The sequence below is a fragment of the Bartonella sp. AP3QHHD genome (genome assembly GCF_042195765.1).
Lineage (GTDB): Bacteria > Pseudomonadota > Alphaproteobacteria > Rhizobiales > Rhizobiaceae > Bartonella.
On sequence record NZ_JBHIPC010000098.1, the window covers coordinates 15,089 to 31,535 of the forward strand.

Consider the following 16,447-nt stretch of genomic DNA (forward strand, 5'->3'; position numbering starts at 1 on the left):
ACTTTTTAAAAGCCAATAGAAATGCTAAAAAAGCGATCTTATACATTCCAATTGAAGAAAAAAGCCTATTGCCTTGCGTACCATTACAACTGGCATTAAATATTTAAGACTATAAAATCATATAAATGTAAGAAATATTTTCTATAATATACTCAATGACTTCTTTTGTTTATTAGGAAAAATTATAGCGCGTCAATATCAGTAAATTTTACTTATTTTTATCCCCCCCTTTATAAACAATGAATATAATTTAATAAAACGGATTGCTGCATAACAGAAAAAAATAATCAAGGCTACTCTTAATTACATTATTTACGCATGTATTAAGTACAATAAACAAAAAAATAACCTGATGTTTAAAATCATTATCAAGATAATTTTTATGGAAGAATAAACTTATCTACTCATCTAGCGGATAAGATCACAAGTAGTATGATGATTATCACATTTATAGGGAAAAGTTTGAAACGGAGAATTTTTCGCAAACTCATAGCTCTTTCATGCGATGATACAGAACCTTATGAAAAACAACTTGAATGAAGCAACCATCGTGAAAAAAGAAGAGCACTTTTATTATTAACTTCGTATAAAAACAATCGATATCATCTCTAGAAAAAGCACTCAAACCAATGAAATTATCGTATCATTTTTTACACTTTTCCGTATTTTTGTGAAAGCAATTCGCGGACCTCATCAGCTATTTTAGTTCCACGACTTGCACAACTGACCTTAATCAACCGATGCAAACTTTCTGGTATATCAATCGTGAGGCGCTTCATCCCTCCACTCATGCTCCCTTTGTGGCTTCCTACCCATGCATCCGCTGTTAAAGGAATTGATTTATTCGTTGGTTTTGTGCCGATTTTAATTTTTTTATTCATCGCGCTAACTCCTTGATTTCCGCTGCAACCGCTTCAATCTCTGCTGCTGCTGGTCCTTGCTTATCAACTTCATAAACCGCCTTCCCCTGTGCTGCTGCTTCTGCAAAAATCACACGCTGCGCAACGCTAGAAGAAAGAACATGCACGGGGTATATGCCAAGAGCTTCGTTCACATCACGCCCTATCGCTGTATTGACGATTTTACGATTAATGACAAAAGCAGATTTAAGATTTTCTTTATAAACACGTGCTTCGTCAATCAGCTTTACAATTCCATCCGCTGCCCAAATATCATAGGGACTAGGCAAAACAGGTATAAGCACCAAATCCGAAGCCATAAGAGCACTACGAGCAAGATCAGTTACACGCGGAGGACCATCGATAATAATATGATCATAACCATGACCAATCTGTGTAATCTCTTTGTGAACCGTTGCACGCGGTAAACCAATAACCGAAAACAAAGGTGCATCTTCACGCGCAGCAGCCCAATCCAATGCGCTCCCCTGTGGATCAACATCAATAAGCAATACCCGTGCACCGGTACGCGCAAAACTGGCCGCAAGATTAACACTCAATGTCGTTTTTCCGACACCTCCCTTTTGATTCAAAAGTCCAATGATCATTTATTACGCCTTTCAGCATTATCGTTTTTACGATTATACAGAAAGTAATAAAAGAAACAAGCATCCAATACGTGCAAAATAACCATTTTTCCCATTTTTAGGATAAATAACAATAGTCCGCAATTTTGTCTTTATAATATTCTTTTAGCATGAGCAAAACATTATGAAGATGATGTTCTTGAAAATAACAAAAATAAATCTAAACAAAAGACACGCTCTTCTTCTCCCGCCCTAAAACGAAGATTCTTAAATCCATGTCGATCTGTGAACAATGCTATGTAAATGATCCAGTTTCTTATCTCGCGCCTGCCATTTGGGCTTCTCCCTTCATGCAATCCACTTAATGCAACTCTACAAATAAGCTCCACTCTGAATATACAACAAACTATAAGAAGCATTCATTGTTTTGTACGTTGAATGAGAGAGCTGAAATCAGGAAGATTCTCTCATTTCATGCCTCTTATATTAAATTAATCAAAATCATATCTCTTGTACATACAAGCGGGGCTAGCGTGTGAGTAAAAACTGTACAAGAAAGGATTAAAATGCTTCTTATGCAGAATCTCAAGTACCAAGAACTATTACAATATTGGGGGTTGGAAAATATAATAATGGTGCCGACTTCCTGCTTCATAAGTGTAAAAAGGGTGGTGATCCATGAATTTTATACTCTTTGACTCTCGACAGAGTAAAATGGGCTTAAGAAAAGTAAGGATACCTCTAGCAAGCGCGTAAACAAACAACACAATGAAATGTCTATGCTGAGTAAACACTATAGATTATCCATAAAGACCAAACATCCATCTTTTATAAGATCGCATAACGAACATGTTGCGGAATGAGATATTTTGCATCTTACAGCTCATTTTTCCCAAATAGATCTTCTCGACAAAAAGAATATTTTTGTTAAGATGCCACTGAAAAACTTACCTTCATTATGTTCTTTCTATATACTAGACCAGAGGGCATCGTGAAGATCGTGCAATTGGGAATAAATAAAAATGAATTTACAACAAATTGAACCTGATATTTTTATCAGCGCCCAAATTAGCATAGAAAATATCAAAACATTGGCACAAGCTGGTTTTAAAACAATTATCTGTAACCGCCCCGATCACGAAGAGCTCCATCAACCTGACTTTTCTAGCATTAAAACGGTCGCAAATGAATATGGCATAAAAGCCTATCACATTCCCATTTCTCCTCCAACTATAGAAAAGTCAGCTGTTGAAGCCATGCAAACAATTTTAAAAACAGCCTCTCTGCCTCTTCTTGCCTATTGTCATCACGGAGCACGCTCGCTGCATCTTTATCGTTTAGCGCGTCTTTAAACAGAAGGTTCACACACTTCCTCCGCACCTTAAAAGACGAAGATTCTTAAATACACATCGATTTGTAAAAAACAATCTGTCAATAATCTTTGTCTTGCACCTTTCCCTTGGCTTGCCACTTCATAAAACTCTACAAACAAGCTTTGCTCCTCAATATACAACGAGCATACACACCCGAAGCCATAAAAATGCGTGAAAATTCATATGATGATCAAGAAAATTTATTTTTACCCCACCTTTTATCACTGCTCCACTTTCTTTTTCTCTTCCTTTACCAATACGAGCTCATTCGTACGCCACAGACACCTAAAACGACAGTAAAACCACTAAGAAAACCCCATATTCCGAATAAAAGGCATGCAGAGTATTTTATAAAAAAAGCCGTAAGCCATAATCTATGGTTAACTACAACATATTGATTTATAACAATTAATTGTTTTGCACGTTGAGTGAGAAATCCTAATGCCGTAAGATTCTCTCAAGTCTATTTATAGTGAAGCAATCAAAAGCGTGTTTCTTGCATGTCACAAGCAGGAAGTATTCGTGTGAAATAAAACGAGTTAAGAACAAACTCTCATAAACGCTCTCAAATAGCCAAGACTGTACAACACTGAAGGCTTGTCAATATAACTGGTGGTGTCGGATTGCTCTTTTATTAGGCATAAAGACGATAGCGCTCAACGAAACATGCATGATACCATTCATGAGAGCCATCATGAAAATAAATATGAGAAGCGTTGAGAGATATTTCTTTAAAAGAAGTGCATAAATTAGCAAAACAAGGATATTCCAACATTTTATTTTACCTGTGAGATCTGATATCCTATTCAAAGAACAACAAAAGCCTGAAACTGTTATTTTCATGATTTAAGAGATATTGCTCTGGACGCTTTTGAAAGTAGCAAAGCCGAATTTAAAAAAGACAGTCATCTGGACTGATTTTTCCCTTGATAACTTCATATTTTCCCCAATAAGGCTGCAGATTGATTTCAGAGAATACGCAAATGGATAATGCAATAGGGCTCTCCTCATCTAGCATACAAAAGCTGTAACAGTAGAGAGAGCATTAAAGCGCCTTAATCTTTATCTCAAACATACTGCTCGCATTGAGGAACACTAAAGAAAAAGTTTTATGAGAAAAACAACACCATAAAGTCATGAATAGGCCGAACATAGATTGGAAAGATGTTCTAACTTTTATCCAATACTTCTATCAAAAAACAACAAAACATTATTGGCTTTGTGTTTTCATATCCTTACAAGACTGCCTTTTCTTTGCATTATAGGCTTTACATTTGTGAAGGACAAAGGAAATATATGGATAGTTCTTAGCTTGAGAATCTAAAAGATTGACGTATTACGACAACAAAATTGTGCCTTTATCCATCAAAAGCATTAGAAATTTTGAAACAAATACACCTGCTTCTCGCAATGATTTCTTTTTATCTGCAATCACTCGCAGTCTCCTTAATATGCATTCCCCATCACAATATACAAGAGAAAGGAGAGTTAAAGCATCTTCCAGCAGCTTCATTCTCTTTTACGTGATTGGTTAGCACGAAAACTGCTGCTAACCACTGATCTTCTTTACGAGACTTGACAAACAAACCTTTTTTAAAAATATTCATCACATAATACAAAATATCACATGCGTAAGGTTACACGAACCAACTCTCATCATAAACGATGATACGGCATAAATGATATAATAAAACAAATTAGAAAGAAGAAACAATAAACTTTTAAAATAAAAAAAGTCATCAATTAAATTTTATCAAACTATAAGCTTAAAATCGCAAGAAATTTTAAAAACAGCCTTTCTCCTTCTTCACGTCTATTATTGCTAAATAGGCTGGTTGCTTATTCTTTACTGCATCTTTTATGACGAGTTTTAACGGATCAGAAAGAAACAAGCAGTAAAGTTTTGAATGACAACAAAAACCATAAAGTTAACTTTGAAAAAAATGATGCCAAAATCAGATCTTCAGATATTCGATTCTCCCTCTCAACAACGGAAAAAACATATATTCCACGATGTTTTGGAATATATCTTTGTGATTATAATCACTTTAAGTGCTATTTTTACAGCTCTTCTCTCTTTTTCAGATCAGTTTAGGACATATTTTTAAAAGTAAGCAGCCTATCCAACGTTGATAATGGTTGTACTGTCTTTAAAACTTCTTTTGCTTTTTTTTCATCACGATGCATTTGCGCAATCAAAGGTTCAAGCCCATCAAATTTTTCTTGTCCTCGCAAAAACTGGAAAAAAGAAACGATACAGCTTTCCCCATAAAGGTCGTCGTTAAAGTCAAACAAATAGGTTTCCAAAAGGGGCGCCCCATCCTTAACAACCGTTGGACGACAACCAAAGCTTGCAACACCATCATACAAAACACCGTTCGCACGACGCAAACGTACCGCATAAACACCATGAGCCAAACGAACTTGGGGAGGCAACATTTGATTAGCGGTAGGAAATCCCAAAAGACGTCCAAGTTTTTCACCTTGAATAATATTGGAGCGTATCCGATAGTGATACCCTAACAAATGGGCTGCTTTGTCCACTTCCCCTTGTGAGAGAAGTTGCCGAATAAAACTCGAGGAAATGATCAAAGATTGTGACTCTTGAGGACGAGCAACGCAAGGAACTTGCACAACCTCAAATCCATATTTCTCTCCCCTTTGGCAAAGAAGATGTACATTTCCACTTTTCTGATGACCAAATTGAAAATTTTCGCCTGTCACCACAACTGAAACATCAAAAACTTCCTTTAAAAACGACTTAATAAATTCGTCCGCTGAAAGAGCGGCAAACTGTGCATCAAAGGGCTGTTCAATCACGCCGTCAAAACCAAGGGTTTTAAAAATTTCAGCTTTTTCAGCTGCCTCTGTCAAACGATAGACAGGAGCTGAATGTTGAAAAAAACTTCTTGGATGGGGTTCAAACGTTAAAACAACAGATGGTTTCTTTTTTATACGCGCGAAATCAAGTGCTTTTTGCAACACCACCTGATGCCCACAATGAACACCATCAAAATTTCCAAGTGCCAACACTGCTCCCCGCCAAGCCGAGGGAAACATATGAATTCCCTGAAGACGCAAAAAATTAGTCATTACTGAAGTGCCCACATGATTGCTTGTGGTTTATAACCATGATGTTCAAGAAAAGAATGCAAAGCTTGCTTATCAACCACACCCTTTTGCGTATAATCATAATGATGAATCCCCCCCATAATATAAAGGGCATCAAGACCAAAGTGAGCCGCCCCCTTAATATCCGTTAAAAGACCATCACCAATAGCTAAAACTTTACTTTTTTCTACTGTTCCCCGTATTTTTTGAAGTTTTTCAAAGGCACATTCATAAATAGGCGCGTGAGGTTTTCCAGCAATGCGCACTTCCCCCCCTAATTGTTGATAAAGACGAGCCAATGCACCAGCGCACCAAAATTCTTTATTTCCATAATGGACAATCACATCTGGGTTCGCACAAATAAAAGGTAAATTCCGCGACCGCATGCGACGAAACATCTCCTCATAAGCAGAGGGTTCTTCGTCAAAATCTTCAAGAAAACCGCTACAGACGACAACAGAAGCCTCCCATTCTTCAACAAATTCACACTCTAACCCTTCAAACAGCACCAAATCACGTTGTGAACCAATGAAAAAAACTTTACGTGGAGCAGTCTGAATAAGATCGCGCGTTACATCCCCTGAAGTGATAATGGCATCATAATAGTCGCTATGAACATTCATGCTTTGTAATTGAGCAGCAACATCTTCCCGTAGCCGAGGAGAATTGGTTAATAAAATGACAGTTTTTCCCATTTGTCGGATTTTATACAACGCCTTCAACGCTGGTTCAAATGCATGTACACCGTTATGCACAACACCCCACACATCACAAAAAACAGCATCATAATGCGCTATAATAGTCTCAATATGGGTAAGTTCATTCATGGAGCACCTATCTCTATTTGTCATTTAAAGCTGTCTTTTACTTCAAAACTACTTACCGAAAGATAATACTTGTGTCATCTGCTTTCTCAAACCATATCCCAACTTTTTATCGTCTATAGAGATCATAAGAAATGATAAAATAACTAAGTTATCATTAAGTTGTGCAAAATTCTAAAATGCTTGATAGCAAAAGCTTATCATTCCCCAATGCTCATTTTTCTCATAAAAATTTTAATTCTAACAACAACGACGTTGATAGAGTTTTTTATCTAAAATACTCAAATTCTTCACTGAGAAAATAAACGTATCCCCCTCTTAAAAACATGCATCATGAGAAAGCCCAATATATTTTCTCATTTCAAATTTGTTTATATTGAATCAATCAAAACCTTTTCGCTTACACATTATAAGCAGAGAGCGTACAGATAAAAACACGTGAAGAAAGAAAAAATAGCTCTTATGCTCCCTTTCAAGGCAAAAACTGTCGTAATATTTTGAACTGGCAGAGAGTATGTGCCGTCCGAGCATCTTTTTTTCAGTAAAGATAGCAATATAGCTTTTATCCCATTCATAGAGGCTTTTACGCTACATACTTTACGAAGCACCATTGTAAAATAGGCGCTAACATTGAGAAATATCTTCTAAAACAAACATGTGAACATACAACAATCAGATCTATAATGTTTTGAGTTTATTTTGCATGAGGGCTCTTTACTCATAAAAGCTTTCCCCTATCATCATGATATCTCAGACGCATCAAAACAAGCCATTTTGGTTATTGGTTAAGAGCAATACCGTAAGCGGTGCCTTGAGCTTAAAAACCAAGCTTTACCTTCGTAAAATGCATATCTGATGTCATGAGTTGAGTAAGCAAACCTTAAAACTTTGAAAGGCAAACAACCTCCTATTTAAAAAAATCTATCCGTCTCAAGAAAAACTATTTTTATTGCCAATCTCCTAAAATTACTTTATGAATCGAAAAATGTTTTGATCGCATACGCAACGATCAAAAGGGGTCTTGAAAACCCGAAACCCTAGCGTAAAAATAAACCCACTATGTGGGTATCCCGGAATTCCGGGAGATTTTGCTATGTCCAGGTGCTCCAAGCACTAAAAGCAAAATGCTGACTAGGGTTCAGTGTTTTCAAGCTCCCGGAATACCAATGCGAGGGCGCTCGCACCTGGAGGGGGAAAATGCAAGCTCAAAATCTTAATATTGATCTTTTTGTAGGCAAAAAAATTCGCTTTAGGCGAAAAGTGCTAAAAATGTCTCAAAAAACATTAGGGCATCATTTAGGTGTCACTTTCCAACAAATCCAGAAATATGAAAAAGGCTTAAATCGCGTGAGCGCAGGGCGTTTAAAGGAAATTTCCGATATTTTGAATGTTCCACTTGCCTTTTTTTACACTGATATCATCAAAAAAGACAACACCCCGTACCATTATGATGAAATCGCCTCGAGCAAAGAGGAATATTTGCTTTTAAAAAGTTTTAGAGTCCTCACATCTGTCAAGCAGAAAGCGATTTTAAACTTAATTTGTGATTAAAATTAAAACGCTTTAAAAGCATAGCTATAAAGTGCTACACACCCTATTCTTGTCTTTCTCCCCACACCCCAAAAGGATGCCCCCCTCCTCAAACCGGTTGATAAACGATCCGCCTTCTCAAAAATAGCTCCTTCTCAGATTCCCATTTCATATGGTTCCTTTCACAAAATTATATAAACAAGCCCTCCCTTGAATATTCATCACACTCTCTTATCAAAACACCCCATGTATAAAGTTTTATGTCTTATATCACCACACCCGCAAACAATAGCGTTTTACAGCACAACAGAATAAGTATTTATCCGTATTTAAAGAGCGGCCCCCCTTTTCTCTATGGACGCTCTATTTATTTTAAATGATGTACATTTAATATACCTGCTATTAAAGACTTAGTATCTGTTATAAAGTCTTAAAGGCATATTTTTCCTCTAAAATCTCAATGCTACACCAACTCTATCATAAGGCAAACATTGATTTATAATGATAATTCACTGTTTTGTATGTTGATTGAGAGGCTCGAATAACGTAAGATTCTCTCATTTCAAACCTGCTTATCTTGGATCAATCAAAATCATTCCCTTGCACGTCAAAAGCGGGATGAATGTGTGGATCAAATTTGTATAAGAAAGGATTAAAAAATGGCTCTTATGAACCGTCTTAATGCAAGATCTGTCGCAACATTGGGGGCTGGCAAATATAATGATGGCGCCGGCTTGCTTCTTCATAAGCGTAAAGATGGGGGGCTCAATGGATTTACCCTTATACCCTTTACGAACAGCGTCGCAAAATAGGCTTGGATACCTTGAGAGATATTTCTATAAGACAATGCTATCCAATTCTCTCATGATTATAATCCTCAATCTGATAAAGTTGAAACAAACAATAGGATTGCGAATATGATTTGGGGAGCTCATCTAAAAGATGAAAAATGATAAAAAATTCCGCTATAACAATTGAAGAAGCGAGCATTCGTTGAGCCGTAACTTCTTTATTTTAGAATTTTTATATCACACTTTACTGTTGAGTAATATATATTTATTAAAATACATGACCACGGTCTAGAGCATCAAGCTTTGGCGAGAAAAACATTTCAGTATCTGCTTGTAAGACATTTTGACAATTTTTAGATTCCTTAACAAATTGTCCTGAAAGAAAACACTTCGTTCCCCATTCTTCTCTTAATTTTGCATCTTTTTTTCAATCTTCTACGCTATAGTTTTTTTTCACACCCCAAGACGAATAATAGAGCCATGCATAATAAAATAATTTTTTTTCATTTTATCCCTCTTTAAATACCTTATCTGTTAATATTATCCCCCCAAATGAGGGTTGAATTTTCACACTGTATGAGAATACAACCTCACTATCCACTTGCTTGCTTTCAAAGTGAACACTCTGAGTAAAGTAACGCAAGAAGAGCTCACAATAGCCATCGTATGAGTTTGTCATAAAATACAATAAGAAGGGAAAGAGCCCAAACTGAATACAAATGATGAAATCAGAAGGCGCATTAATGCTTTTGTTCAACTGATTTCAAATAGTTACATTGCAATAGGCATCGCCCCTAGCCCTATAGAAAGCCTATGAGCATTATAAGACTTAAGTCTCACGATCATTAAACCACAAAGCCATAACAAAAAAGTATGAGCTCTTTTTACCTATTTATATGTTGATTATTGTTCCCCATCGAAGGCCTAAATAGAAACGTTTTGTGATATATAGAAAACAATCAGCAATGCAAATCATTTTTACGAAGATTTCTTCGTGTAGAGTCTATTTGAAATCCATCCATCATTTGGAAGTCTGAATTTAAAAGCAGATAATTATGAAAGCTTTTCAAGGAAGGCAACAGATTGATCACTTTTAAAGAAGTAAAAAACGTGATCCAATCCTGAAGACAAAATTCTGATGAAAAAACTTTTGCTATGAATTCTTTTAAGGCATTGTGAAAGATTCTATCCATTATATTAAACGTTACACCATTTTTGGGGCTGTTCATTTTTTACTTTTATCAACACCGCTCTAGAAATCCGTTTCTTGAGCGTTTTTTATCGCCTCACTTTCTCCTTCAAACACAAATACTCAAAAATGCTTTGCCACCAACAATGACATTTTCCCGCTTTTATAAAACACATAAGTAAAAATAGAGAAGCGATTTTGAAAGCAACCCTCCCTTGAAAAGGGAAGTACCATCCATTTACTTCATAAACGAAAATAATCTCACCGTTTATTCAAATTTGCTCTACGATTTGGTACAATTTTATTGATAAAGTTTTCTCTATAAAAATTTAAGTAAATATGTTCATTAAAACCAATCATGGACTAGCAAAGGGATTATAGGATCCATTATCTCGCCGCCATTTTAAAGGTTCAGTGAAATCACTCGACCAAAGACCAATCTTGTTGCCACGTGCTTTTTCTTCCGCATGATGATACTGGGCTGGAATAGGATTTTTCCCCTCTTTTGAGAGTACCAACATACCTTCTGTAAGACCTGCCTCAGCTAAATCAACCCCTTGAACAAAACATTGCGCATAATAAACACCATTGTGCATCAAAGCCTGTTTACAGGATAAATCCTGCCCAAGTGTTTTGGTGACAAGCCAAGCCGTTGTAACCGCACCACAGGGCCATTCTTGATCATTTAATCTTGCTTTTTGACGGGGTGCACATGTGTCCACACCATAAAGATGAATATCACGGGAGATATGTGAGCGCCAAGATTGTGCAGCAGGCGTCAGTAATTTAAATGTAACCCCACTTGTAACAGAAGCCTTACCATGAAAAACAACAGCATTATTTGCAACATCATTTAATGAAACACTCTTCTGCAAATCGAGAGCTGGTTCATTTTTTTCTAATTGCTGTTTGGTGATAGATCTACCCAACTTTTTTTCTTCTCGATAGAGATCGACAATATCTTGGATATCTTGCGTCTCAAATGTTTTAAGAATGCTGAAATCCATTTTATCTTTATATTGGCTTAATCCCCACACTGTCGCCCCCATAATGTAAATAATAACAATCAATTTAAATAGCATCTCTTAACACGCTCGCTCAAAAAATTCGTTTTTTCCTATCATGTCAGATTATTGATCAGCAATCCCCTTGTTTTTAAAGAAAAAATCCAAATATAAGTGTTGCAGATTAACTACATTTTGTAAAGAATGATATTCTTTCTTTCATTATTTTAATATTGTTATTTTTACCAATATACACAACTTAAAATTGCCATTTTCATGTAACACAATCTCAATTTGAAAAGACTTCTGTCTCTTTACGAAGAAGAGCTTGAGAGTGAACAGATCCACGATCAAGGCTTTTAAAGCAAACAAACGAGAAGAATTAAACTGTCATCAAATGACAGCACTCTTTAGTTTGTTAGAGGCAATGGAATGTCGACATATGAACAAATATTATTTGTTAAAGAGAGGTAAAATGACAGATAATAGATTCCAAAACATCATTTTTATCGTGACCATGCTGCTTTTTACGGCAGTTTTTGTATCTGATCTTTCTTATGCTGCTTCTACTACTGGTGGAGGTGGTCTGGGAAATCTTGATGGTGTTTTAGGCAACATTGTCACAATGATGACGGGTCCAACGGCAAGGCTCATTGCAATTATATGTGTTGCTGCTGTGGGGATTGGCTGGATGTACGGCTTTATTGATTTACGCAAAGCAGCTTACTGTGTTCTGGGGATTGCTATTGTTTTTGGTGCCCCTGCTCTCGTCACTAAATTAGCGGGCACAACATAAATGAACGAAGATACTCTTTTCCTTGCCTGTACGCGCCCGGCCATGTTTGCTGGTGTTACAATGGAAGCGATGGCGCTTAATGTCATGGCAACATCCATTCTTTTCATTTTAACCAGTGATTTTACCATGTTTGGTCTTGGGATTGGGATGCACTTTATTTTGCGAGAAGTGACAAAGTACGATCACAACCAATTTCGCGTATTATTTGCATGGCTCAATACCCGAGGAAAACAAAAAAACCTCAACAGATGGGGAGGAGGTTCAACCTCCCCTTTACGCCTTATCCGCACTTATAAGGAACTAAGCTGAAGGAACGAAACTGGTGAAACAGATGTCAATAATGAAACGGGAAACTTTGCCTGAAGAATATATTCCCTATATACGCTACATCAACCAACATGTCGTTGCTTTAAATTCACGCTGTTTAATGGTTGTGATGGCTGTTGAGGGTATAAATTTTGACACTGCGGATATTGATCAATTAAATTCTTTACACAACCAATTAAACACCCTTTTTAAAAATATCGCAGACGAACGGCTTGCTTTATATTCTCACATCATCCGCCGCCGTGAAACGATATACCCAGAAGGTCATTTTCTTTCATCTTTTGCAACAACATTAGATGAAAAATATAAAAAGAAAATGGTTTCGCAAGAACTGTATAGAAATGATCTATTTATTTCACTGCTTTGGAATCCGGCCGCGGATAAAACAGAAAAGCTGGTTTCATTTTTTCAGCGCTTGAGCAAAGCCAAGAAAACACAATCTGAGCCCGATGAGGAAGCTATTCGTAAACTCGAAGAGTTAAGTCAAGATCTTATGCAAGGTTTGGAAGAGTATGAAGTCCGTCTACTATCAATCTATGAACATGAAGGACTTTTATTTGCCGAACAAAGTGAATTTCTCCACCAGCTAGTGGGGGGAAGACGTGAGCGTATTCCTCTCACATTTGGAACTATTGCTTCAACAATTTACTCGGATCGTGTTATTTTTGGGAAAGAAATTATCGAAATTCGCCATGAAAGCAATGAACGCTTTGTGGGCATGTTTGGATGGAAAGAGTATCCTTCTAAAACACGCCCAGGTATGACTGATGGTCTGCTTACGGTGCCATTTGAATTCATCTTAACACAATCCTTTGTTTTTAAAAGTAAGGCAGCCGCCAGTGCGATTATGAGCCGCAAACAAAATCAAATGATCAATGCAGCTGACCGTGCTAGCTCACAAATCGATGCACTGGATGAAGCGCTAGATGATTTAGAATCAAACCGTTTTGTTTTGGGAGAACACCACATTTCTTTAGCTGTTTTTGCTGATCATCCTAAAATATTGTCTGAAAACTTATCAAAAGCACGTTCCCATTTAACCAATGGAGGAGCCGTGATTGCCAGAGAAGATTTAGGATTGGAAGCAGCATGGTGGGCACAACTTCCTGGAAACTTTAGCTATCGTGCGCGTTCAGGCGCCATTACCAGCAGAAATTTTGCCGCTTTATCGCCCTTCCATTCTTTCCCTGTTGGCAAACTGAACGATAATGTTTGGGGAGCTGCTGTCGCATTGCTAAAAACACAGGCTGGTTCACCTTACTATTTTAATTTTCATTATGGCGATCTTGGAAACACATTTGTTTGTGGTCCATCAGGATCTGGTAAAACAGTGATTGTTAATTTTCTTCTTGCACAATTACAAAAACACAATCCAACAATGGTTTTTTTTGATAAAGATCAAGGAGCAGAGATTTTTGTACGGGCTGGAGGAGGGAAATACAAACCTTTAAAAAATGGGCAACCCACGGGTATTGCTCCCTTAAAGGGCATGGAATACACCGAAAAAAATAAAATATTTCTTCGTAATTGGATCTTAAAGCTGGTAACCGCTGAAGGGCAAATCGTAACGGAAGAAGAGCGACAAGATATCGCCAAAGCCATCGATTCCTTAGAAAACTTACCCCCAACCCAGCGCTCTCTTGGTGCCCTTCAACTGTTTTTTGACAACACATCCAAAGAAGGGATTGCCATACGGCTGCAACGCTGGATTAGAGGCAATGATTTAGGATGGGTTTTTGATAATGACCAAGATGATCTCAATTTAAATGCGCAGTTCATTGGCTATGACATGACCGATTTCTTAGATAATGAAGAAATTCGACGCCCCTTAATGATGTATCTCTTTCACCGCATTCTTGATTTGATTGATGGGCGGCGCATCATTATCGTCGTTGATGAATTCTGGAAAGCTTTAGAAGATGATTCATTTAAAGCTTTTGCGCAAGATCGGCTAAAAACAATTCGTAAACAAAATGGCATGATGCTCTTTGCAACACAAAGTCCTAAAGATGCTTTGAACTCAACAATCGCGCACACAATCATTGAGCAATGCCCCACCCAAATATTTTTTCCAAATCAAAAAGCAAATTACAATGATTATGTCGAAGCTTTCAAACTTACTGAGCGTGAATTTGAACTGATACAGTCAGAGTTAAGCAGAGAATCCCGTCGTTTTCTCATCAAACAAGGACAAAGTTCCGTCGTTGCAGAACTTAACTTACGTGGAATGAATGATGAGATCGCCGTTTTAAGCGGCACAACAAAAAACATTGAACTCATGAATGAAATTATCAACGAATATGGAGCTGCCCCTGACAAATGGCTGCCCATATTTTATCAAAGGAGAAAAAATCAATGAAAAAATATGGCTTAGTTACACTGTTATCTTTTTCTTTTATTTCTCATGCAATAGCGCAAACAACACCCGATGTAGATGAATATTATAAACAAGCACTCGAGAACACACAAAAATTAAATACTGCAAAATCTGAAACAGCTGAAAGCATTTATAAAAGTGCAACTGATACTGCAAAAAAAATTAAAGACATAAGTCAAGAACTTGAAAATATTAAATCAAAACCAGAAACAAAACCAGAAGAATTGCAAGCCCTTCGACAAGAGATTCAAGTAAAACTTTCTCTTCTTCAAGCAGGTCTTCAAGTAAGTTCTTTAAAACTTCAGTCTCTTGATATGATTCAAGCAAGAGATACGAAAACAAAAGATGAGCTACGTGAAGAAAAGGAACAACAAAAGCATAAATATCTTGAGGCACAATTAAAAGAAAAAGAAAAGAAATTAAAAGAAAAACTTGAAAGTACGAGTACAAATGTCAGACTTTAGTTTTTCTCCCTTTGAAAGCGTTTCTGGGTATATTTTAAAACCCCTCGATAATGTGATGGACACAACGGTGAGTGGGCTGTCTTCTGCTATTTCAGCGCCCTTAAATCTCGCCGCAATCATTTTTATCTTTCTTTATGGCTATAATGTTATGACAGGTCGCGTTGCCCTTTCCATGCATAGTCTTCTCAATAATGTTGTTAAAATCGTTGTTGTTACAACAATGGCAACGAATGCGGATACATTTAATACTTATGTCAAGGATATTTTCTTCAATGATTTATCCAATGCTATTGGGAATGCGCTTAACAGTAATCCTGCAAGCTCCAATGTTTTTGATTATATTTTGTTAAAGGCAAGTTCGCGTTATCAAGAAGTCTTATACAATGCTTGGTTTTTTGAAAAGATCATTGTAGGTCTTCTTGGTTCTATCATGCTTCTCGCGGTTATTCTTTTTTGTATAGGTGGTTTTATTGTGCAAATGTTTGCACAAGTTGCACTCGTCATGATTATAGGTCTTGGTCCTCTATTTATTAGTTTGTATTTGTTCAATGCAACGCGAAAATACTCCGATGCATGGATTACAACTTTGATCAATTTTACCATTTTACAAGTTCTCGTAATCATGCTTGGAACCATTATATGTCAAGTTATCCTACAGGTTCTCAAAGTTTCATATGAATCAATTTACGTTCTTTTTCCCCCTGTCATCGTCATTTCGATCATAGGAGTTATTATCTTCCGTGCGCTTCCTGGTATTGCAACAGCGCTGGCCTCTGGCGGACCATACTTTAACGCTGGTGTCTCTTCAGGAGGACAGATTTTTACAATGCTTTCCAATGGTGCAAGAGCGAGTGGCAATGCAGTAAAAAGTGCCACTTCACAAATCTCAGGAGCTGCCGGTAACGCTGTTAGAAGTGCGGCAGGGGCAGCAGCAAAAGCAGGTAAATCTGGAGGCGGTCGTGGTCGATTTTAAGATAAATCACCTCTTTAAAAGAATAAGCATTTTTGTTTTTGCCTTGTGTGCGCCCTTTGGCGCACACGCCATGATCCTGTTCCAAATAAGATCTAACATCTTGGGTCTAACAACAAAACCAATCAAAATCTTGCATCACATAAACTTGTAAAAATGTTCAGAACAAAGGCTCTCATGCATTGTATTCCAAGATATTTGTGAG

At 37.0% G+C, this 16,447-nt stretch carries 12 protein-coding genes and 1 pseudogene; 8 read left to right on the plus strand and 5 right to left on the minus strand.

The genetic code is table 11. The features are described 5' to 3' along the window. Positions 1 to 650 precede the first annotated feature (650 nt). On the minus strand, positions 651 to 881 hold the full coding sequence (locus tag ACFIL7_RS08360) for a plasmid partition protein ParG (protein WP_273790969.1): 231 nt from the start codon (positions 879 to 881) through the stop codon (positions 651 to 653). Beyond that, positions 878 to 1,507, minus strand: coding sequence for a ParA family partition ATPase (parA, locus tag ACFIL7_RS08365; protein ID WP_273790968.1), 630 nt, complete (start codon positions 1,505 to 1,507; stop codon positions 878 to 880). Before parA ends, ACFIL7_RS08360 begins: the two co-directional genes overlap by 4 nt. A gap of 1,001 nt (positions 1,508 to 2,508) precedes the next feature. On the opposite strand from parA, the gene ACFIL7_RS08370 reads away from it, so the two are divergent. Then, positions 2,509 to 2,838, plus strand: a complete 330-nt coding sequence (locus tag ACFIL7_RS08370; protein ID WP_375632881.1) for a TIGR01244 family sulfur transferase — start codon at positions 2,509 to 2,511, stop codon at positions 2,836 to 2,838. Between the two features lie 2,112 nt (positions 2,839 to 4,950). Here the strand turns inward: ACFIL7_RS08370 and ACFIL7_RS08375 are convergent. Together ACFIL7_RS08375 and ACFIL7_RS08380 are read right to left on the minus strand one after the other, a co-directional pair. Continuing rightward, positions 4,951 to 5,952 (minus strand): bifunctional riboflavin kinase/FAD synthetase, encoded by a 1,002-nt coding sequence (locus tag ACFIL7_RS08375; protein WP_375610591.1) that lies wholly within the window; start codon positions 5,950 to 5,952, stop codon positions 4,951 to 4,953. Further along, on the minus strand, positions 5,952 to 6,797 hold the full coding sequence (locus ACFIL7_RS08380; RefSeq protein WP_375632877.1) for a TIGR01459 family HAD-type hydrolase: 846 nt from the start codon (positions 6,795 to 6,797) through the stop codon (positions 5,952 to 5,954). The genes ACFIL7_RS08375 and ACFIL7_RS08380 overlap by 1 nt, the downstream gene beginning before the upstream one ends. Before the next feature lie 1,194 nt (positions 6,798 to 7,991). On the opposite strand from ACFIL7_RS08380, the gene ACFIL7_RS08385 reads away from it, so the two are divergent. Together ACFIL7_RS08385 and ACFIL7_RS08390 are read left to right on the plus strand one after the other, a co-directional pair. Continuing rightward, positions 7,992 to 8,345, plus strand: a complete 354-nt coding sequence (locus tag ACFIL7_RS08385) for a helix-turn-helix domain-containing protein (RefSeq protein WP_375636854.1) — start codon at positions 7,992 to 7,994, stop codon at positions 8,343 to 8,345. A 638-nt stretch (positions 8,346 to 8,983) separates the two neighbouring features. Next, positions 8,984 to 9,171 (plus strand): annotated as a pseudogene (locus ACFIL7_RS08390) (integrase); the annotation flags it as partial. A 1,489-nt stretch (positions 9,172 to 10,660) separates the two neighbouring features. On the opposite strand, the gene ACFIL7_RS08395 reads toward ACFIL7_RS08390, so the two are convergent. Next, a complete protein-coding gene (locus ACFIL7_RS08395; RefSeq protein ID WP_375634758.1) occupies positions 10,661 to 11,386 on the minus strand; it encodes a hypothetical protein in 726 nt (241 codons plus the stop codon). Positions 11,387 to 11,783: 397 nt separating this feature from the next. Here ACFIL7_RS08395 and ACFIL7_RS08400 point away from each other — a divergent pair, with 397 nt between their 5' ends. Genes ACFIL7_RS08400 through ACFIL7_RS08420 form a run of 5 tightly spaced genes read left to right on the plus strand, consistent with a single transcriptional unit; the run spans position 11,784 to position 16,245 of the window. Beyond that, positions 11,784 to 12,104, plus strand: a complete 321-nt coding sequence (locus ACFIL7_RS08400) for a TrbC/VirB2 family protein (protein WP_375634396.1) — start codon at positions 11,784 to 11,786, stop codon at positions 12,102 to 12,104. After that, entirely contained in the window at positions 12,105 to 12,413 is a 309-nt protein-coding gene (locus ACFIL7_RS08405; protein WP_212112790.1) for a type IV secretion system protein VirB3, read from the plus strand. A gap of 22 nt (positions 12,414 to 12,435) precedes the next feature. Further along, positions 12,436 to 14,790: a VirB4 family type IV secretion/conjugal transfer ATPase gene (locus tag ACFIL7_RS08410; protein ID WP_375634398.1), complete on the plus strand. Its 2,355-nt coding sequence runs from the start codon at positions 12,436 to 12,438 to the stop codon at positions 14,788 to 14,790. Next, positions 14,787 to 15,272 (plus strand): type IV secretion system protein VirB5, encoded by a 486-nt coding sequence (locus ACFIL7_RS08415; RefSeq protein ID WP_375634362.1) that lies wholly within the window; start codon positions 14,787 to 14,789, stop codon positions 15,270 to 15,272. Before ACFIL7_RS08410 ends, ACFIL7_RS08415 begins: the two co-directional genes overlap by 4 nt. Further along, entirely contained in the window at positions 15,259 to 16,245 is a 987-nt protein-coding gene (locus ACFIL7_RS08420; RefSeq protein ID WP_375610597.1) for a type IV secretion system protein, read from the plus strand. Before ACFIL7_RS08415 ends, ACFIL7_RS08420 begins: the two co-directional genes overlap by 14 nt. Positions 16,246 to 16,447 lie beyond the last annotated feature (202 nt).